This is a genomic window from Streptomyces sp. NPDC055013 (genome assembly GCF_053608645.1).
On sequence record NZ_JBSGVW010000054.1, the window covers coordinates 30,782 to 49,941 of the forward strand.

At 69.1% G+C, this 19,160-nt stretch carries 17 protein-coding genes; 6 read left to right on the forward strand and 11 right to left on the reverse strand.

Features of this window, described 5'->3' with window-relative positions; genetic code table 11:
- Nucleotides 1-79: 79 nt before the first annotated feature.
- Entirely contained in the window at nt 80-1,105 is a 1,026-nt protein-coding gene (locus ACWGDB_RS39255; protein ID WP_453826844.1) for an ATP-dependent 6-phosphofructokinase, read from the reverse strand.
- A gap of 242 nt (nt 1,106-1,347) precedes the next feature.
- Between ACWGDB_RS39255 and pta the strand changes: the two genes are divergently transcribed.
- The 3 genes from pta (at nt 1,348) to pyk (ending at nt 6,201) form a co-directional block, all read left to right on the forward strand.
- Nucleotides 1,348-3,450, forward strand: a complete 2,103-nt coding sequence (gene pta / locus ACWGDB_RS39260; RefSeq protein ID WP_453826845.1) for a phosphate acetyltransferase — start codon at nt 1,348-1,350, stop codon at nt 3,448-3,450.
- Nucleotides 3,447-4,688 carry an acetate kinase gene (locus ACWGDB_RS39265; RefSeq protein WP_453826846.1) on the forward strand — a complete coding sequence of 414 codons (1,242 nt, stop codon included), beginning with the start codon at nt 3,447-3,449 and terminating at the stop codon, nt 4,686-4,688. The genes pta and ACWGDB_RS39265 overlap by 4 nt, the downstream gene beginning before the upstream one ends.
- Before the next feature lie 82 nt (nt 4,689-4,770).
- A complete protein-coding gene (pyk, locus tag ACWGDB_RS39270) occupies nt 4,771-6,201 on the forward strand; it encodes a pyruvate kinase (RefSeq protein WP_328879244.1) in 1,431 nt (476 codons plus the stop codon).
- A 99-nt stretch (nt 6,202-6,300) separates the two neighbouring features.
- Here pyk and ACWGDB_RS39275 read toward each other — a convergent pair whose 3' ends face one another.
- The 5 genes from ACWGDB_RS39275 to ACWGDB_RS39295 form a co-directional block, all read right to left on the reverse strand.
- Nucleotides 6,301-6,672, reverse strand: a complete 372-nt coding sequence (locus tag ACWGDB_RS39275; protein WP_453826847.1) for a hypothetical protein — start codon at nt 6,670-6,672, stop codon at nt 6,301-6,303.
- Nucleotides 6,673-6,825: 153 nt separating this feature from the next.
- On the reverse strand, nt 6,826-8,205 hold the full coding sequence (locus ACWGDB_RS39280) for a hypothetical protein (RefSeq protein ID WP_453826848.1): 1,380 nt from the start codon (nt 8,203-8,205) through the stop codon (nt 6,826-6,828).
- Entirely contained in the window at nt 8,195-8,752 is a 558-nt protein-coding gene (locus ACWGDB_RS39285; RefSeq protein ID WP_453826849.1) for a DUF6114 domain-containing protein, read from the reverse strand. The genes ACWGDB_RS39280 and ACWGDB_RS39285 overlap by 11 nt, the downstream gene beginning before the upstream one ends.
- 141 nt (nt 8,753-8,893) lie before the next feature.
- The gene (locus tag ACWGDB_RS39290; RefSeq protein ID WP_451169582.1) at nt 8,894-9,532 is read right to left on the reverse strand and encodes a DUF6230 family protein; all 639 of its coding nucleotides are present in this window, start codon (nt 9,530-9,532) and stop codon (nt 8,894-8,896) included.
- Between the two features lie 662 nt (nt 9,533-10,194).
- A complete protein-coding gene (locus ACWGDB_RS39295) occupies nt 10,195-11,169 on the reverse strand; it encodes a tetratricopeptide repeat protein (RefSeq protein WP_453826850.1) in 975 nt (324 codons plus the stop codon).
- Between the two features lie 211 nt (nt 11,170-11,380).
- On the opposite strand from ACWGDB_RS39295, the gene ACWGDB_RS39300 reads away from it, so the two are divergent.
- On the forward strand, nt 11,381-11,998 hold the full coding sequence (locus ACWGDB_RS39300; protein WP_453826851.1) for a TetR/AcrR family transcriptional regulator: 618 nt from the start codon (nt 11,381-11,383) through the stop codon (nt 11,996-11,998).
- Between the two features lie 12 nt (nt 11,999-12,010).
- Here ACWGDB_RS39300 and ACWGDB_RS39305 read toward each other — a convergent pair whose 3' ends face one another.
- The 5 genes from ACWGDB_RS39305 to ACWGDB_RS39325 all read right to left on the reverse strand — a co-directional run bounded on the left by ACWGDB_RS39305 (nt 12,011) and on the right by ACWGDB_RS39325 (nt 16,332).
- The gene (locus tag ACWGDB_RS39305; protein WP_453826852.1) at nt 12,011-13,711 is read right to left on the reverse strand and encodes an acyl-CoA mutase large subunit family protein; all 1,701 of its coding nucleotides are present in this window, start codon (nt 13,709-13,711) and stop codon (nt 12,011-12,013) included.
- Nucleotides 13,712-13,783: 72 nt separating this feature from the next.
- Entirely contained in the window at nt 13,784-14,116 is a 333-nt protein-coding gene (locus ACWGDB_RS39310; protein ID WP_453826853.1) for a DUF3817 domain-containing protein, read from the reverse strand.
- A 43-nt stretch (nt 14,117-14,159) separates the two neighbouring features.
- A complete protein-coding gene (locus ACWGDB_RS39315; RefSeq protein ID WP_328423301.1) occupies nt 14,160-14,669 on the reverse strand; it encodes a MarR family winged helix-turn-helix transcriptional regulator in 510 nt (169 codons plus the stop codon).
- Between the two features lie 74 nt (nt 14,670-14,743).
- Nucleotides 14,744-15,049, reverse strand: a complete 306-nt coding sequence (locus ACWGDB_RS39320; protein WP_453826854.1) for an antibiotic biosynthesis monooxygenase family protein — start codon at nt 15,047-15,049, stop codon at nt 14,744-14,746.
- 14 nt (nt 15,050-15,063) lie between these two features.
- On the reverse strand, nt 15,064-16,332 hold the full coding sequence (locus ACWGDB_RS39325) for a cytochrome P450 family protein (RefSeq protein ID WP_453826855.1): 1,269 nt from the start codon (nt 16,330-16,332) through the stop codon (nt 15,064-15,066).
- Between the two features lie 157 nt (nt 16,333-16,489).
- On the opposite strand from ACWGDB_RS39325, the gene ACWGDB_RS39330 reads away from it, so the two are divergent.
- Entirely contained in the window at nt 16,490-18,121 is a 1,632-nt protein-coding gene (locus tag ACWGDB_RS39330) for an FAD-dependent oxidoreductase (protein ID WP_453826856.1), read from the forward strand.
- Between the two features lie 35 nt (nt 18,122-18,156).
- Nucleotides 18,157-19,122 carry an amidohydrolase family protein gene (locus tag ACWGDB_RS39335; RefSeq protein WP_453826857.1) on the forward strand — a complete coding sequence of 322 codons (966 nt, stop codon included), beginning with the start codon at nt 18,157-18,159 and terminating at the stop codon, nt 19,120-19,122.
- Nucleotides 19,123-19,160: the final 38 nt, after the last annotated feature.

The window sequence follows — 19,160 nt, forward strand, 5'->3', positions numbered from 1 at the left end:
CCAACCTCGGCGACGCACCTGAAGCGTCCCGATGGACCGTCTGTGAACGGGCCATTCATCCTGGGGTCGGTACAACCCCTCAGAAGACGGACTCGGCCTCGTCCATGCGGTCCTTCGGCACCGTCTTCAACTCGGTCACCGCCTCCGCCAGCGGCACCATCACGACGTCGGTCCCGCGCAGCGCGGTCATCCTGCCGAAATGCCCCTGATGGGCGGCCTCCACCGCGTGCCAGCCGAAGCGGGTGGCGAGGACACGGTCGTACGCCGTCGGCACACCACCACGCTGGACGTGGCCGAGGATGACCGGCTTGGCCTCCTTGCCGAGGCGGCGCTCCAGTTCGAAGGCCAGTGCCGTGCCGATGCCCTGGAAGCGCTCGTGGCCGAACTGGTCGATCTCGCCCTTGCCGTAATCCATGCTGCCGTCGGCCGGGTGGGCGCCCTCGGCGACGCAGATCACCGCGAACTTCTTGCCGCGCGCGAAGCGCTCCTCGACCATCTTGACGAGGAGGGCGGGGTCGAAGGGCCGCTCGGGCAGGCAGATGCCGTGGGCGCCGGCGGCCATGCCGGACTCCAGCGCGATCCAGCCCGCGTGGCGGCCCATGACCTCGACGACCATCACGCGCTGGTGGGACTCCGCCGTGGTCTTCAGGCGGTCCATGGCCTCCGTGGCGACGCCGACCGCCGTGTCGAAGCCGAACGTCCGGTCCGTGGACGAGATGTCGTTGTCGATGGTCTTCGGTACGCCGACCACGGGCAGGCCCGCGTCCGACAGCATGCGGGCCGCCGTCAGCGTGCCCTCGCCGCCGATCGGGATCAGCGCGTCGATGCCGAAGTCGCGGGCGATGTCGGGGGCGCTCTCGCAGGCCTCGCGCAGCCGGTCGCGCTCCAGCCGGGACGAGCCCAGGATGGTGCCGCCGCGGGCCAGGATGCCGCTGACCGCCTCCAGGTCGAGGCTGCGGTAGTGGCCGTCCAGCAGCCCCGCGTACCCGTCCTCGAAGCCGATCACCTCGTCGCCGTACTGTGCGACGGCACGGTGCACGACCGACCGGATCACGGCGTTCAGGCCGGGGCAGTCGCCGCCTGCGGTGAGAACTCCGATACGCATCGTGCTGTGTCTCCTGCTCGCTGTTGATACCGGTGAGCCAGTCCGATTGTTTCATGTCCCGAGAGGGATGTCGGGCCCACGAACCTGACGGGCGCCTTATCTACCGGCAAGGGTATTGTCAAGAGGGTTTCGCTCACCCCGGTGGGCGATTTTGCGCAGGCTCCGCCAGGCCGCCGACGGACGCTCGACAGACGCAGCCAAGCACGAAGACGACGACGAAGAAGACGAAACGGAGAGCACGCGTGACGCGCAGCGTGTACGTGACCGGCATCGACCGCGGCGACGGCCGCCAGATCGTCGAACTGGGAGTCATGGAGCTCCTGACCAGGCAGGTCGACCGGGTGGGGGTGTTCCGGCCGCTGGTCCACCACGTCCCCGACCGCCTGTTCGAGTTGTTGCGCGCCCGCTACCGCCTCTCCCAGGACCCGGCGACGGTCTACGGCATGGACTACCACGAGGCGTCCGCCCTGCAGGCCGAGCGCGGCACCGACGAGCTGGTCTCCACGCTCGTCGACCGCTTCCACGCCGTCGCCCGCGACTACGACGTGGTCCTCGTCCTCGGCACCGACTACGCCGACACCCAGCTCCCGGACGAGCTCTCCCTCAACGCCCGGCTCGCCAACGAGTTCGGCGCGTCCGTGATACCCGTCGTCGGCGGGCGCAAGCAGGCCGCCGAGTCGGTGCTCGCCGAGACGCGCAACGCCTTCCGGGCATACGAGGGCCTGGGCTGTGATGTGCTCGCCATGGTCGCCAACCGGGTCGCCCGGGACGACCGGGACGAGATCGCCCGGTCGCTGCGGTCGCGGCTGCCGGTGCCCTGTTACGTCGTCCCGGACGAGCCCGCCCTCGCCGCGCCGACGGTCTGGCAGATCGCCCAGACCCTGGACGCGAAGGTCCTGCTCGGCGACGACTCGGGGCTCGCGCGCGACGCCCTGGACTTCGTGTTCGGCGGCGCGATGCTGCCGAACTTCCTCAAGGCCCTGACCCCGGGCTGCCTGGTCGTCACCTCGGGCGACCGCGCCGACCTGGTCGTCGGCTCGCTGGCCGCGCACAGCGCCGGCACCCCGCCGATCGCCGGCCTCCTGCTCACGCTGAACGAACGCCCCGGCGACGAGATCCTCACCCTCGCCGCCCGCCTCGCCCCGGGCACCCCGGTGCTCTCGGTGCCCGGTTACAGCTTCCCCACCGCCGAGCAGCTCTTCGCCCTAGAGGGGAAGTTGAACGCGGCGACCCCGCGCAAGGCGGAGACCGCCCTCGGCCTCTTCGAGCGGTACGTCGACACCGGCGACCTGCTGAAGCGGGTCTCGGCGCCGAGCAGCGACCGGCTCACGCCGATGATGTTCGAGCACAAGCTGCTGGAGCAGGCCCGCTCGGACATGCGCCGCATCGTGCTGCCCGAGGGCACCGAGCCGCGTGTCCTGCACGCCGCCGAGGTGCTGCTGCGCCGCAACGTCTGCGACCTCACGCTCCTGGGTCCGGTCGACCGGATCCGCAAGCAGGCCGCCGACCTCGGCATCGACCTGGGCGACACCCAGCTGATCGACCCGGCGACCAGCGAGCTGCGCGACACCTTCGCCGAGCAGTACGCCCAGCTGCGCGCCCACAAGGGCGTCACGGTGGAGCTGGCGTACGACGTCGTCTCCGATGTGAACTACTTCGGCACGCTGATGGTGCAGGAGGGCCTCGCGGACGGCATGGTGTCGGGGTCCGTGCACTCGACCGCCGCGACGATCCGGCCCGGCTTCGAGATCATCAAGACCAACCCCGACGCCGACATCGTCTCGTCCGTCTTCTTCATGTGTCTCGCCGACCGGGTCCTCGTCTACGGCGACTGCGCCGTGAACCCCGATCCGAACGCCGAGCAGCTGGCCGACATCGCCATCCAGTCGGCGGCCACCGCCCAGCGGTTCGGCGTGGAGCCGCGGATCGCGATGCTGTCGTACTCGACGGGTACCTCCGGCTCGGGCGCCGACGTCGACAAGGTGCGCGAGGCGACGGAGCTGGTGCGCGAGCGGCGTCCCGACCTGAAGATCGAGGGACCCATCCAGTACGACGCCGCCGTCGAGCCGTCGGTCGCGGCCACCAAGCTGCCGGAGTCCGAAGTCGCCGGTCAGGCAAGCGTGTTGATCTTCCCTGACCTCAACACCGGCAACAACACCTACAAGGCCGTGCAGCGCTCGGCCGGCGCGATCGCGGTGGGCCCGGTGCTGCAGGGTCTGCGCAAGCCGGTCAACGACCTGTCCCGGGGCGCCTTGGTCCAGGACATCGTGAACACCGTGGCGATCACCGCCATCCAGGCCCAGACCCCCGCCCTGTCCCCCAACGAGAAGGCCACCGCCCAGTGACCGCGACCCGCGTCCTCGTCCTCAACTCCGGCTCCTCGTCGGTGAAGTACCAGCTGCTCGACATGCGCGACAGCAGCCGGCTGGCCGTGGGCCTCGTCGAACGCATCGGCGAGGAGACGTCCCGGCTCAGGCACACCCCGCTGGCGAGCGGCGGCGAGACCCGCGAGTGGACCGCGCCCATCGCCGACCACGACGCCGCCCTGAAGGCCGTCGCGGCGGAGCTCACCAAGGACGGCCTCGGGCTCGACTCGCCCGAGCTGGCCGCGATCGGCCACCGGGTGGTGCACGGCGGCAAGCGGTTCACCGAGCCGACCGTCATCGACGACGCCGTACTCGCCGAGATCGAGCGGCTCATCCCGGTGGCCCCGCTGCACAACCCGGCCAACCTCACCGGCATCCGTACGGCCATGGGTCTGCGCCCCGACCTGCCCCAGGTCGCCGTCTTCGACACCGCGTTCCACACCACGATGCCGGAGTCGGCCGCTCGCTACGCGATCGACGTGGAGACCGCGGACCGGCACCGGATACGCCGGTACGGCTTCCACGGCACCTCGCACGCGTATGTCTCCCGGGCCACGGCGAAGCTGCTGGGCAGGGCGCCCGAGGACGTGAACGTCATCGTGCTGCACCTCGGCAACGGCGCGTCCGCGTCCGCCGTACGGGGCGGCAGGTGCGTGGACACCTCCATGGGGCTGACGCCTTTGGAGGGACTCGTGATGGGTACGCGATCCGGTGACACCGATCCCGCCGTCATCTTCCATTTGGCGCGTGTTGGCGAAATGTCCATTGCGGAAATCGACACTCTTCTCAACAAGAAGAGCGGATTGATCGGCCTGTGCGGCGACAACGACATGCGGGAGATCCGCCGGCGGATCGACGAAGGTGACGAGCGGGCCCAATTGGCCTTCGACATCTACATTCACCGACTGAAGAAGTACATCGGCGCCTATTACGCGGTGCTCGGCCGGGTGGACGCGATCGCGTTCACGGCCGGCGTCGGCGAGAACGCGGCACCGGTGCGGGAAGCCGCCGTGGCGGGCCTGGAACAACTGGGCCTCGCGGTGGACGCCGAGCTGAACGCCGTACGCGGTGACGAGCCGCGGCTGATCTCGCCCGCGGACGCGCGGGTGGCGGTCGCGGTGGTGCCGACGGATGAAGAACTGGAGATCGCGACGCAGACCTACGCACTGGTCGGCCGCATCGATTATGCGGCTCCGCCGAGCGACACCGCCGAGTAACACGGCTGAGCAATGCGGAGCTCATTTGTATCTTCCGCCAGACGGAATATTCCGTAGCGAAACAAACCGATAGGATCGCCCCATGCGCCGTTCGAAAATCGTCTGTACTCTCGGCCCCGCGGTCGACTCCCATGAACAGCTCGTCGCGCTGATCGAGGCGGGCATGAATGTGGCCCGCTTCAACTTCAGCCACGGCACGCACGAGGACCACCAGGGGCGGTACGAACGCCTCCGGGCCGCCGCCCAGGAGACCGGGCGTGCCATCGGCGTGCTCGCCGACCTGCAGGGCCCCAAGATCCGCCTGGAGACCTTCGCCGAGGGCCCGGTCGAGCTGGAGCGCGGTGACGAGTTCGTCATCACGACCGAGGACGTCCCTGGTGACAAGTCCATCTGCGGGACCACCTACAAGGGCCTGCCGGGCGATGTCTCGCGCGGCGACCAGATCCTCATCAACGACGGCAACGTCGAGCTGAAGGTCCTGGACGTCGAGGGCCCGCAGGTGCGGACGATCGTCATCGAGGGCGGTGTCGTCTCCGACCACAAGGGCATCAACCTGCCCGGCGCGGCCGTGAACGTGCCTGCGCTGTCCGAGAAGGACGTCGAGGACCTGCGGTTCGCGCTGCGCATGGGCTGCGACATGGTCGCACTGTCCTTCGTCCGCGACGCCAACGACGTGCAGGACGTGCACAAGGTCATGGACGAGGTCGGCCGCCGCGTCCCGGTCATCGCCAAGGTGGAGAAGCCGCAGGCGGTGGCGAACATGGAGGACGTCGTGCTGGCGTTCGACGCCGTGATGGTCGCGCGTGGCGACCTGGCCGTCGAGTACCCGCTCGAGAAGGTCCCGATGGTACAGAAGCGGCTCATCGAGCTGTGCCGCCGCAACGCCAAGCCGGTGATCGTGGCGACCCAGATGATGGAGTCGATGATCACCAACTCCCGTCCGACCCGCGCCGAGGCCTCCGACGTGGCCAACGCGATCCTGGACGGCGCCGACGCGGTCATGCTGTCCGCGGAGTCGAGCGTGGGCGCGTACCCGATCGAGACCGTCAAGACGATGTCGAAGATCGTCACCGCGGCCGAGCAGGAGCTGCTGTCCAAGGGCCTGCAGCCGCTGGTGCCGGGCAAGAAGCCCCGTACGCAGGGTGGTTCGGTGGCCCGTGCCGCCTGCGAGATCGCCGACTTCCTCGGCGGCAAGGGCCTGGTCGCCTTCACCCAGTCCGGCGACACCGCCCGCCGCCTGTGCCGCTACCGCGCGGCCCAGCAGATCATCGCGTTCACCACGGACGAGTCCACCCGCAACCAGATGACCCTCAGCTGGGGCGTCGAGCCGCATGTGGTGCCGTTCGTCAACAGCACCGACGAGATGGTCGACCTGGTGGACCAGGAGATCGTCAAGCTCGGCCTGTTCAACGAGGGCGACATCGTGGTCATCACCGCCGGCTCCCCGCCCGGCGTCCCCGGCACCACCAACATGGTCCGCGTCCACCACCTCGGCGGCCGCCCGCGGGACTGACCGCACAGGCCGCTGTGCGGCCCCGGTACGGCACCGAGGGCGCCCTCTGATCGCAGGGGGCGCCCTCGTCCATGTGTGCTCAGTGGCCCGCGCCGGGCGTCACGCCTCGGCCACCGCCCGGGCGACGGCATACGCCAGGGCGTCGAAGTTCTCCCGGTAGAAGCCCAGCCGGATGTGGAACGGCTCCTGGTGGAAGACGCCACCGCGCTCGACGAACATGGTGGGCGCCGCGGTCAGCGCGCTGTGCACCATGTGGAGTTCCGCCATGGTGAGGCGGACGTCGCGTGACTCCGTGTGCCGTCCGGCCAGGCGCACCACGAGGGCGTCGACCGCCTCCCGGCCCGCGCCGACCAACAGGGTCAGCACCGTGTCGCCGCCGTCCCGATCGCGCAGATAGCTCAGCGCCTCGTACATCGCCGACACCTGACGGGGCGTGAGCCGGGCGACGAACGCGTCGCCGTCGCGGGTCACTTTCAACCGGGCTCTCAAACCGCTCTGCTTCCCCTGTGGCCTTGGCGTGAGCCGTGCACAGCCGCGGCCCGGTCCTCGCTTGGAGGACCGGGCCACGGCCGGTTGTGCGGCTCCCGAACGGGTCTGTGGGAGCGCCTGATCGAGGCGCCCGGCTCAGTCGGTCGTGAAGTTGTGCAGTCCGGGCACGTGCAGGGTGCCGCCGAACTGGCCGGCCTGGGTGACCTTCACCTTCGTGAAGTAGATCAGCGGGATGTTCAGCGGCGGCGGGTGCTCCGGGTCGAACGTGACCGGGATCAGGCCCAGCAGGTTGCCGGAGATGCTCTCGGTGTACATCACCGTCTTGCCGTTGCGGATCGTGGACGTCGAGCCCTCGGCCGCCTGCACGTGGTAGGTCTTTCCGGACTGCTTGTCCTGGACCGTCTGGTGCAGGTCGCCGATGTCGGTGCCGTCGGAGATGACGTACTTCAGCACCTTCTTGGTGGTGCCGTCGGCCGTCTTCACCTTGACGATGCCCTGGTAGTCGGCGCCCTTCAGCAGCAGCGAGCTGGCGTTCAGGAACCACGGGTCGTCGGGCAGCGGCACGGGGTTGTCGACGCCGCCCTCCTCGTCCGTGGCGGCCGGGCAGTTCTCCGGGTCCGTGGTGGAGCTCGCGGACGGGCTCGGCGTGGCGGTGGCCTCGTCGGCCGCCTCCTGGACCGCCTCGGTGGTGTCCTCGGCCGCCTCGGACGCCTTGTCGGTGGCGCCCTCGACGGTGTCCTTCACCGCGTCGGTGGCCTTGTCGGCGGTCTCCTTGACGGGGTCGGACGCCTCGGAGGTGTCCTTGCCGGACGTGCCGGAATCGGCGGATCCGGAGGACGTCTCCTCGCTCGCGCTCGCGGAGGGCGCCGGCGTCGGGCTCGCGGACTCCTCGTCCTTCGAACCGCCCGTGAAGATGCCCTCTATGGCATCGCCGATCTCCTCCAGCACGTTGCCGCCGCTCTCGGACGGCGAGGGGGACGCCGTCGCCGAGTCGCCGGACTCGGCCTCGCCCGCCTTGCTCGGCGACGGGGTCGGCGTGGGCTCGGCCGCGTCGTCGGAACCTGAATCCGACGAGGAGGAGTCGCCCGCGGAGTCCGAGGAACCCGACGTGTCCGAGGAGTCCTCCGAGGAGCCGGAGGAGTCCGAGGAGTCCTGGCCGGAGGAGGCCGACGGCGTCGGCTCGGCCGTCTCGTCCTTGTCCGTGGACTCACTGGCGCTGGGGGACGCGGACGCCGAGGCGTCGTCCTCCAGGGCCGCCACACACTCCTTGTACTCGTCCGCGGTAAGGCTGTTGGACGTCGGCTTCGTGGCGTTGTCGCTGTCGGCCTGCGCGAGCGTGGGCGTGAAGCCCATGCCCATGAGGACCGCCGTCGGCATCGCCGCCAGGGCTATCGCCTTGCCGGCCGGCATCTGAAACCTGGTGAACAGCGGCTTCTTGGGCGCCGCGTGACGCGGCCCGGTTCTCACACGGGACTTGTCCACCTCAGTCCCGTGGGTCACCTCGTCAGCCGGCACTGTGCCTCCCGTTCGCCCCGTTCGCCGGGCTCGTTCCTGACAGATCGTTCGGCTCGCCCACCACGGGCTTGAGGATCGTGGTGTCGGGGTCCGCAGCTTCGGACGCGTCCCCCGCTCCCGTCATCGGCAGCTCCGCCGGCTCCGATTCGGCCGGCTGACCCGGCACCCACGACACGGCCATGGCCCCGCCGATGAGGGCGAAGAGGAAGCCGATCAGGAAGCCGCCGAGGTTGGACAGCGGGATGGACACCAGCGCCAGCAGGATCGCCGCGACGCCCGCGAAGGTGCGGACGTGCTTCTGGAACCAGAGAGTGAAGCCCAGGACGACGAGCAGCACACCGATGATCAGGGAGCTGGAGCCCCCCGCGGTCTGCATCGCCAGCGTCAGGTGGCCGATCTGGAGGTTCGCGTATGGGAAGTAGGCGATGGGGAGTCCGCCGAGCATGACGAACAGACCGGCCCAGAACGGCCGCGCGCCCCGCCAGGCACGGAACTGCGTCCTGCGGAGGGTGAACTGGCCGGATACGGCAGGAGTCTCGGCGCTCATGGAAAACAGCTCCCTGCTACTGCTTGCTGTGATGGTGGTGCGGTGGTGGTGAGTTGTGGTGCATGTGACCGCTTGTGAAGAAAGCGGGCGGAGAGTGGACGGGCGGGGGCGCCATCGGCTCCCCCGCCCGTCAGAGAGTGCTTAGTAGCACTCCTTGACACCCGTCGACAGCGACATCTTCAGACCGCTGAGCTTGAAGGTTCCGGCCGTGGTCGCCCACGCCGTCTGCTTCACGCCGACCAGCGTGGCCTTGTCGGCCTGCTGGGCGAAGCCGAAGGGGTTGGCCTGCTCGCCGCCGCCCTTCATGCCCGGACCCTTGCTGGCGTCCTTGGCGGCCACACCGATGTCGATGTTCTCGAACGTGGCATCAGCCTCGAGATCAGCGACGTCGATGTAGAGGTTCTTGGCCTCGACCGGCTTGTTCGGGTCCTGGCCGGCCCGCAGGATCAGGCTGACGCTCCCGAGGATCGGGACGTCGGGGGTGACCACGGACTGGCACAGGCTGTTGATCGTCGCGGTCTTGAATCCCGAGACGGCGACGGGGTGAACCGTCTTCTTGCCGGAGAGCGTGTAACCCTCGTCAAGAGCGCCGTACTGCGAGAAACCGTTACCGACGAGCTTGTCGGTAGTGACCTTGAACGACTGGCCGGAGACACTGAACGACGCGGCGAGAGCGCCCTGCGCGAGGGCGACACCTATCGCAGCCGTGGCGGCGACGCTGGGCACCATGACCACAGCGAACCGCTTCCATCTGGTCCCGCCACGCACCTGGGACTCCATATTTCCTCCTTCTCGGACGTACATCTCCTGGCCCTGACTGCCGCTGTCGGCTCGACGGCTCAGCCGGGCAGGGATGGGAGAAGTGCTACGTCCTCGGGAAGGAGAGCGCCTGCACTCGGTGGCGCGAACCGCGCCCGAATCACCGGCGATCACCCCCGAGCGACAACCACTGGTCGCGCCTGACACGCATCACGCACAACCTTGCTGGACAGGCTTCGCCGGGTGGGCGAAGACCCCCCTGTCCAAGAGCCGGCGCCACTGCCGCCGACTCTGCTCGGTGGGGACCCAGGAACTCCCGTGACCCAACCGGCTGTCGGGGTGCGGGAATGGACCGAGCGTGGCCGATCGTGGTGCATTCTCGCCGCCCGCACAAGGGGCTTCGTTACTCGGTAGTAACGGGCGGATAACCGAACAACGACCCGCCGGTCTCGGACAGCGACGCAGGGTGGTTCCGGGCGGCCGGACAAGTCCATTAATCACCGGACAGAATCCGACAGAACGACGGCTTCGACTTACCCGCAGTAACTGCGGCCGCGATTACCAAGATTTGGTAAAGCGCGGCCGCTCTGATGCCTTGTCGGCAAACTTTTCACTCGGGCAACACGCGCCCTCGCGTTTAGTTACTGGTCAGAACGGGGCCACCGCCCCGCTCGAAGCCCCGGTCAGAACAGGGCGCGCGCCAGCGCCCTGCGGGCCGCCGCCACGCGCGGGTCCTCGCCACCCACGACCTCGAAGAGCTCCAGCAGCCGGATCCGTACGGTGTCCCGGTCGTCACCCACCGTGCGCTGCACGGTCTCGATGAGCCGTCCGAAAGCGTCCTCGACATGACCACCCACGAGGTCCAGGTCGGCGGCGGCGATCTGCGCCTGCGCATCGGCCGGCTTCTCGGCGGCGTCCTTGCGCACCTGCTGCGGGTCGACGCCCTGCACGCGCTGCAGCAACTCGGCCTGCGCCAGACCCAGTTTGGCCTCCATGTTGGCCGGGTCCTCGCTCAGCACGTTCTTGTACGCCTGCACGGCGCCGCCGAAGTCGCCCGCGTCCAGGGCCTGTACGGCGGCCTCCAGCAACGCGTCGTACGGACCGGCCGGCGCGGCGGGAGCGGACTGGTCGCTCCCGGGCTGGGCGTCCGGGTCGACGGTGAGGCCGGTCAGGCCGAAGCGCTGCTCGGCGACGGCGACGAGCTGGTCCAGCGTCTCGCGGATCTGCGCCTCACCGGCCGCGCCCTGGAACAGCGGCAGCGCCTGTCCGGCGACGACCGCGAACACGGCCGGAATTCCCTGCACGCCGAACTGCTGCATCAGCATCTGGTTGGCGTCGACGTCGATCTTGGCGAGCATGAACCGCCCGGCGTACTCGACGGCGAGGCGCTCCAGCAGTGGGCTGAGCTGCTTGCAGGGCTCGCACCACTCGGCCCAGAAGTCGATGACGACGGGCACCTCGGCGGACCGCTGCAGGACGTCGCGCTCGAACCCCGCCTCATCCACATCGATGACGAGGTCGGCGGGCGACACGGCCCCTCCCCCGCCCTGCCGGGCGGACTCGGCACGCGCCTGCTCCGCCTTCGCCTTGGCCTCCTGGGCCGCCTTCACCGCGGCGAGGTCGACGACTCCGCTCATGGACATGTTCCGTGGCTGCATGCGTCTATCCTCCCCCGTTCCGCCCGCGCATGTGAAAACGGCCCGAAAGCCGGTCCGGCCCGCTGCTGTTCGACGCCGGGTCCCCACCCGGCGTCAGTGGTCATCGCTTTCGCTACGACTCGTAGCGTAATGGCAGTGCGGGGTTCCGGAACACCACCATCCCGTGATCTCCCTCACGACCACACAGGAACTGCCCGGATATGGTCATGGGATGCAGAGCCGCACCGCCGCCCCCCGTCCCGGCCGCCCGCGCAGCGCCGCCGCGGACACCGCGATCCTGGCCGCGACGCGCGAGGCTCTGGTCGAACTGGGCTGGTCCAAGCTCACCTTGGGAGACGTGGCAACACGCGCGGGGGTTGCAAAGACGACTCTTTATCGCCGCTGGTCCGGCAAGAACGAGCTGGTGGTCGACGCGGTGGCCGAGCTCTTCGACGAGCTGGAGCTCCCCGACCGAGGTTCCCTGGCCGCCGACATCGAGGGCGTGGTCCTGCAGTTCGCGGCGATTCTGGCGCGCCCCGAGGCGAAGAGCGGGCTGATGGCGGTGGTCGCCGAGTCGACGCGCGACGACGCGCTGCGCGAGCGCATCCGGCACTCCATCGTCGAGCGCCAGAAGGGCCTGGTCCTGCAGGGCCGCTCCCGGGCCCAGGAACGCGGCGAGCTTCCCCCGGAGACGGACCGGGAGGAAGCCGCGCGCACCGCGGACCTGATCTTCGACGTGGTGGCGGGTGCGGTGGTGCACCGCACCCTGGTCAGCGCGGAGCCCGCCGACGAGGAGTGGGTGCACGGCTTCACGCGCGTGCTGCTCCTCGGCCTCACCGGCGCCGCGTAGAGCTGTGCGGGGTCAGAACCCCGGCGGCTCCGTGTACACCCCCCACTCGTCCCGCAGCACGTCGCAGATCTCGCCCAGCGTCGCCTCGGCCCGTACCGCGTCCAGCATCGGCTCGATCATGTTGGACCCGTCGCGGGCGGCGGCGATCATCGCGTCGAGCGCCGTGCGTACGGCGGCGTCGTCCCGGGCGTCCCGGCGGGCGCCCAGCACCCGTACCTGCTCCCGCTCCACCTCGTGGCTGACCCGCAGGATCTCCAGGTCGCCGGTGACGGAGCCGGTGTGCGCGTTGACCCCGACGACCCTCTTGTCACCCTTCTCCAGCGACTGCTGATACCGGAACGCCGACTCGGCGATCTCGCCGGTGAACCAGCCGTCCTCGATGCCCCGCAGGATCCCGGACGTGATCGGCCCGATCGGGTGCCGGCCGTCGGGGTGCGCCCGCAGCCCGCGCTCCCTTATCTGCTCGAAGATCTTCTCGGCATCGGCCTCGATCCGGTCGGTCAGCTGCTCGACGAACCACGCACCGCCCAGCGGGTCGGCCACATTGGCGACCCCGGTCTCCTCCATGAGCACCTGCTGGGTGCGCAGGGCGATCTCGGCGGCCTGCTCGGAGGGCAGGGCGAGGGTCTCGTCGAGGGCGTTGGTGTGCAGCGAGTTCGTCCCGCCGAGCACGGCGGCGAGCGCCTCCACCGCCGTACGCACGACGTTGTTGTACGGCTGCTGGGCGGTCAGCGAGACGCCGGCGGTCTGCGTGTGGAAGCGCAGCCACTGCGCCTTGTCGCTCTTCGCCCCGTACACGTCCCGCATCCAGCGCGCCCAGATGCGGCGGGCGGCGCGGAACTTGGCGATCTCCTCGAAGAAGTCGAGGTGCGCGTCGAAGAAGAAGGACAGTCCGGGCGCGAACACGTCGACGTCCAGCCCGCGCGAGAGCCCCAGCTCGACGTACCCGAAGCCGTCCGCCAGTGTGTACGCCAGCTCCTGCGCGGCCGTCGCTCCGGCCTCGCGGATGTGGTAGCCGGAGACGGACAGCGGCTTGTAGGCGGGGATGCCGGCCGCGCAGTGCTCCATGAGGTCGCCGATGAGGCGCAGGTGCGGCTCGGGCTGGAAGAGCCACTCCTTCTGGGCGATGTACTCCTTGAAGATGTCGGTCTGCAGCGTGCCGTTGAGCACGGCCGGGTCGACGCCCTGGCGCTCGGCCGCCACCAGGTACATGCAGAAGACGGGAACGGCCGGACCGCTGATGGTCATGGAGGTCGTCACGTCGCCGAGCGGGATGTCCTTGAACAGGACCTCCATGTCGGCGGCCGAGTCGATGGCGACACCGCAGTGCCCGACCTCGCCCAGCGAACGCGGGTCGTCGGAGTCGCGGCCCATGAGCGTCGGCATGTCGAAGGCGACCGAGAGACCGCCTCCGCCGTTGCCGAGGATCATCTTGTACCGCTCGTTGGTCTGCTCGGCGTTCCCGAACCCGGCGAACTGCCGGATGGTCCACGTCCGCCCTCGGTAGCCGGTCGGATACAGCCCGCGCGTGAAGGGGTACTCCCCGGGCCACCCGATCCGCTCGAAGCCCTCGTACCTGTCCCCCGGCCTGGGCCCGTACACCGGCTCCACGGGGTCCCCGGAGAGCGTGGTGAAGTCACCGTCGCGCTTGCGCGCGGAGTCGTACCGGGCCTGCCAGCGACGGCGGCCCTCATCGATGGCGTCAGCGTCCATGCTTCAAATTTACTAGGACGTCCAAGTAAATGTCGATGGCAGACCGCCGTACGCGCGCGTACGGCGGTGGCGTCAGGCCTTGGCGACGGCCGGAGCCGGGTCGCTGACCAGGGGTTCGACCTCCTGGGAGACCTTGCGCTCGACGAAGAAGGCGGCGAGGGGAATCGTCCCGGAGAGCAGCACCCACAGCAGCTTGCCGAACGACCACTTGGCCTTGGAGCCGAGGTCGAAGGCGAAGACCAGGTAGATGATGTAGAGGAAGCCGTGGACCTGGGAGACGGCGAAGGTGACGTCCTCGCCCATGTCGAAGCCGTACTTGAACACCATGCAGGTGCACAGCACGAGCAGCATCACGGCGGTGACGTAGGCCATCACCCGGTAGCGGGTCAGGACGCTCTTCTTCATGCGTAAGAGCGTAACGAGGCGTTCCGGGAGATCTTGCCGGGGGTCAGCTCTCGTCGAAGTCGTGGGCCGCCACCCGCAGCGGGCGCAGCATCGCGAAGATCTCCGCGCACTCCTCGGCGTCGTACGCCCCGAGGCCGAAGTCCATGGCCATCAGGTCGCGGGTGGCCGCCTCGACGACCTCCCGGCCCTTGTCGGTGATGGAGGCGAGCGTGCCGCGCCCGTCGTTGGGGTTGGGCCGCTTGTCGACCAGACCCGACTTGACCAGCCGGTCGACCGTGTTCGTCACGGACGTGGGATGCACCATGAGCCGCTCACCGATCTTGGACATCGGCAGTTCGCCGGCCTTGGAGAAGTTGAGCAGCACCAGCGCCTCGTACCGCGCGAACGTCAGCCCGTACGGCTTGACCACCGCGTCCACCTCGGCGAGCAGGATCTGCTGTGCACGCATGATCGAGGTGATGGCGGCCATGGACGGCACGTTTCCCCAGCGCTGCTTCCAGAGTTCGTCGGCGCGGGCGATGGGGTCGAAGGGAAGACTGAGCGGCTTCGGCACGGGACCGACCTTACCGGCCGGTCACATGCTGGTCAGCCCCGTCTCGCCCTTCGGTCCCCTGCCCTGCCGTCGCTCTACTCGGCCACCAGGTCCCGGACCTGGAAGACCCCCGTCCACCGGTCGTCGTGCAGACAGGCGTTCATCGGCTCGACCAGCGTCCGGTGGTCGGGGTCGGTCCGCCACCGCTTGACGGCGTCCATGCTCTCCCACTCGCTGGTCAGCAGCCATCGAGCGGGATCGTCGAGGGAGCGGCACAACTGTTCGCCGAGGTGCCCGGGCGCACGCACGGCACGTTCGAGCACGCCCTGGTAGGAGTCCACGAAGTCCGCTTCCCGGCCCTCGCGCACATGGAGCAGCCGAATGACCCGCACTCGTTCCATCCGAGGTGCTCCCGTCAGGACGGGTCGAGGACGACCGGCAGTTCCGCGAGTCCGCGGAAAGCGGGGAACGGTACGGTCATCCAGCGCGCTTCCTCCGGTGCCACGGCCAGAGCCATCTGCGGGTGCCGCCGGAACAGGGTGCCGAGGGCGAGCTGGATCTCCAGCCGGGCCAGCGGTGCGCCGGCGCAGTAGTGCGGGCCGTAGCCGAAGGTGAGATGCGCGGCCTGGACGTTCGGTCGCTGGACGTCCAGCTCGTTCGGGTCGGCGAACATCTCCGGGTCACGGTTGGCACCGGTGATCGAGATCTGGACGAGCGCACCCTTGGGGATGAGCTGGTCGCGGATGACGATGTCCTCCTTCGCCCAGCGGAAGGTGGAGTTCTCCACGGAGCTCTCGAACCGGAAGATCTCCTCGATCGCCGCGGCCAGGGAGGCGTCGTCCCGCAGTGCAAGCCGCTTCTGCTCCGGGCGGCTGAGCAGGTGGTAGACGGTGTTGCCGATCTGGTACGCCGTCGTCTTGTGGCCCGCGAAGAGGAGCACCCACGCCGTCGACACGAGTTCGCTGTCGGTGAGCGCGCCTTCCTGGTCCTTGGCCGTCACGAGCGCGCTGAGCAGGCCCGAGTCCGGCTCCTTCCGCTTTCGTGCGCACAGCTCCACCAGATACTCGCGGAGATTTCCCTCGGCGATTTCCAGCGCCTTTCTCGCCTCCGGTCCGAAACCGGTCTGCGCGACGGTCGCCGACCATTCCTGCGCCTGTTTGCGCTCGTTTTCCGGGACGCCCAGGAGTTCACAGATCACCTGCAGCGGCAGCGGGAAGCAGAACTCCGGGAGCAGATTGAACGGACCCGACGTCGGGCATTGGTCCAGCAGCCCGTCGGTGATCTCCTGGATCCGGGTGCGCAGCGATTCCACTCTTTTCGGAGTGAACGTACTGCCGACGATCCGGCGCAGTCTCGTGTGCTTCGGCGGGTCCGAGAACAGCATGTTGTCGTCCAGCGCGATCGACGAGTCACCGAAGATGCGGTGGTAGGCGTCGATGGCGCCGTACATGTCCTTGCTCAGCCGGGGGTCGGCCAGCGCGGCGCGACCGTCGTCGTACCGCGTGATGAGGTACGTGTCGACGCCGTGCGGCGGCTTCATCGGGCAGACGGGTGCCGTTTCCCGCAGCGTGGCGTACACGGGATGCGGATTGGCGCGGAACTCCCGGCTGCACGCCGAGGCCGCGGCCGCGGCCTCTTCGGGCGACAGTGCCCCGGATTCCTCGGATGCGAACGCTTGCGTCATGACTGTCCCCGGGTAGGCGTGGATTCCGGCGGTCGGATTCCGTCGGTCAGTGCCACCGTTTCCCGGGCGGCACCACGCCGCAAACGGCACTGCGCCAAATGGGTCGGGTCGCCCGAGGACGTGTGGACCGGAGTCCGAACTGGTAAATATCGACGACGTGAGCGGACACGAAGCGGAATCTGTACCAGTTCTCATCGTCGGCGGCTCCCTGGTGGGTCTTTCCACTTCGGTTTTCCTGGGACGCCTCGGAATTGAGCACATGCTCGTCGAGCGGCATGCCGGGACATCGACGCATCCCCGCGGCCGCGGCAACAACGTGCGGACCATGGAGATCTACCGGACCGCCGGCCTGGAGTCACGTATCCGGGAAGCGGCGCGCGTTCTTGCCGGGAACGACGGAATTCTCCAGGTGGACACCCTCACCGGGGAGCAGCGCCGCTGGATCATCGGGGACATCTCCGGCGGCATGGACATTTCCCGAGTGAGCTCGTCGGACTGGTGCTTGTGCAGTCAGAACGACCTCGAACCGGTGCTGCTGGCCTATGCCCGCGAGCAGGGCTCCGACATCCGCTTCTCCTCGGAGATGCTCTCCTTCGCACAGCACGGCGACGGTGTCACGGCCCAGATCAGGAATCGGGCAACCGACGAGACCTACACCGTGAACGCCGAGTATGTGGTGGCGGCCGACGGCCCCAGGAGCCCCATCCGCAATCACCTGGGGATCGGCCAGTCGGGGCCGGGTGAGCTGTTCCACAACGTCAGCGTCACGTTCCGCAGCAGGACGCTGAAGAAGTACGTCGGAGACAAACGCTTCGTCGTCTGCTACGCCACCGACCCCGACGGCGAGGGCGCGCTGCTGCCGGTGGACAACGAGGAGCGCTGGGTGATCCACGTTCCCTGGTACCCCGGCCGGGGTGAGTTGCTGGAGGACTTCACCGACGCGAGGCTGGCGACCCACATCCGCGCCGCTGTCGGCGCTTCGGACATCGACGTCGAGATCACGGGCAAGGCGCCGTGGCACGCGTCGAAGCGGGTGGCGGACAGCTATGGCGAGGGCCGGGTGTTCCTGGCCGGCGACTCGGCCCACGAGATGCCGCCCACCGGTGCGTTCGGCTCCAACACCGGAATCCAGGACGCCCACAACCTCGCGTGGAAGCTGGCCTCGGTACTGCGCGGCTGGGCCTGCCCGTCGTTGCTCGACAGCTACGAGCTCGAACGGCGCCCGGTCGCCCTCGCGACCGGCACGCGCGCGTGCGTCCAGGCCGCCGACGAACAGCACCCGGGATTCAGCGCCGCCGCCGGACGCAACGACGACCCGGCGGACCTGCTGACCGTCGCCCTGTGCTACCGCTACGCCTCGAACGCCGTGGTGGGCGCCCCGCCGGAGCGGCCGATCGTCCCCGAGAATTTCCAGCTGGGCGGTGAACCGGGCAGCCGCGCGCCCCACATGTGGGTCATGCGCGGCGACATGAGGATCTCCACGCTCGACCTCTACGAGCGTTCCTTCGTACTGCTCGCCGGGTCCGGCGGGCAGAAGTGGCGGGCCGCGGTGGAGAAGGCCTCCGCGAATCTGGGCGCCCCTGTCGAGGTGTACCTCGTGGGCACGGGACCCGACCACGACCTCGTCCCGGACACGGACGCCGACTGGGCGGAGCTGCACGGCACGGCCGAGGACGGGGCCGTGCTCGTGCGGCCCGACGGCTTCGTCGCCTGGCGGGCGGACGCCGCGATGCCGGACGCCGACCGCGTCCTGACGAACGTGCTGCAAAGCGTGCTCTGCCGCGACTGAACCGCTGCCCCCGACTGAATGACGAGGACGTTGTCATGACACTTGCCGGACGCATCGACGTCCATCACCACTTCACCGCACCGGCCTGGCTGGACTGGGCCGAGGAACGGGGTGTCGTCAACCGCGAGAAGCTGCCCTGGTGGACCCGCTGGGACCTGGACACGGCGCTGGAGGTCATGGACAAGAACGGCATCGCCACGTCCGTGATGACCGTCGCGATGCTGGGCCGGCTCCGTGAGCGAGCCGAGCGCCAGGAGAGCGCACGCGTCGCCCTGCGGGCGGCGGCCGACGTCGTCGAGTCCAACCCCGCCCGCTTCGCCTTCTTCACGCCCGTCTTCCTCGACGACCTGGAGCTCTCCTCGTGGAGCGTGCGCCACGGTCTCGACGAGCTCGGTGCCATCGGGGTGAGCACACGCACGAGCGTGAACGGCGTCTTCCTGGGCGACGAGTCGCACGACCGGCTCCTGCAGGAGCTGAACGAGCGCTCGGCGGTCATCAGCACGCACCCCATGGAGGTGCAGGCCGGCAAGGACGGCGAGGCGGGGCTGCCGGGCATGCCGCCCTTCGTGTGCGACTTCCTGCTGGACACCACCCGCGCGGCGATCAACCTCATCCGCAACGGCACCCTGGACCGCTACCCGAACCTCAGCTTCGTCCTGCCGCACGGAGGGGGCTTCCTCCCCTACATGGCCACCCGTCTGGACCTGTTCGGCGGACGCATCAACCCCCCGGTCGAGCCCGGCCGGGTCCGTGACTACCTGCACCGGTTCTACTTCGACACGGCCGGCCCCATGTCGCCGTCCGCCACGCCCACCCTGCTGGCGACGGTGGACCCCGACCGCATCCTCTTCGGTACGGACTGGCCGCCCACGCCCGCTCACGTCATCACCGACAGCGTGACACCCGCGCTGGACGCCGACCCCTTCCTCACCGAGCAGCAGCTCCAGGGCATCAACCGGGAGAACGCGCTGCGGCTGATGCCGGGACTCGCCCTTCGGTGACCGGCCGCACGACAAAGCCGCCGCCCGCGCCTGTTCGG

What these genes read in the sequence shown, in the direction of transcription:
- ACWGDB_RS39255 (WP_453826844.1), bottom strand. Translation starts at nt 1,105, where the DNA reads ATGCGTATCGGAGTTCTCACCGCAGGCGGCGACTGCCCCGGCCTGAAC.
- pyk (WP_328879244.1), top strand. Translation starts at nt 4,771, where the DNA reads ATGCGCCGTTCGAAAATCGTCTGTACTCTCGGCCCCGCGGTCGACTCC.
- ACWGDB_RS39285 (WP_453826849.1), bottom strand. Translation starts at nt 8,752, where the DNA reads ATGAGCGCCGAGACTCCTGCCGTATCCGGCCAGTTCACCCTCCGCAGG.
- ACWGDB_RS39290 (WP_451169582.1), bottom strand. Translation starts at nt 9,532, where the DNA reads ATGGAGTCCCAGGTGCGTGGCGGGACCAGATGGAAGCGGTTCGCTGTG.
- ACWGDB_RS39295 (WP_453826850.1), bottom strand. Translation starts at nt 11,169, where the DNA reads ATGCAGCCACGGAACATGTCCATGAGCGGAGTCGTCGACCTCGCCGCG.
- ACWGDB_RS39300 (WP_453826851.1), top strand. Translation starts at nt 11,381, where the DNA reads ATGCAGAGCCGCACCGCCGCCCCCCGTCCCGGCCGCCCGCGCAGCGCC.
- ACWGDB_RS39305 (WP_453826852.1), bottom strand. Translation starts at nt 13,711, where the DNA reads ATGGACGCTGACGCCATCGATGAGGGCCGCCGTCGCTGGCAGGCCCGG.
- ACWGDB_RS39310 (WP_453826853.1), bottom strand. Translation starts at nt 14,116, where the DNA reads ATGAAGAAGAGCGTCCTGACCCGCTACCGGGTGATGGCCTACGTCACC.
- ACWGDB_RS39320 (WP_453826854.1), bottom strand. Translation starts at nt 15,049, where the DNA reads ATGGAACGAGTGCGGGTCATTCGGCTGCTCCATGTGCGCGAGGGCCGG.
- ACWGDB_RS39325 (WP_453826855.1), bottom strand. Translation starts at nt 16,332, where the DNA reads ATGACGCAAGCGTTCGCATCCGAGGAATCCGGGGCACTGTCGCCCGAA.
- ACWGDB_RS39335 (WP_453826857.1), top strand. Translation starts at nt 18,157, where the DNA reads ATGACACTTGCCGGACGCATCGACGTCCATCACCACTTCACCGCACCG.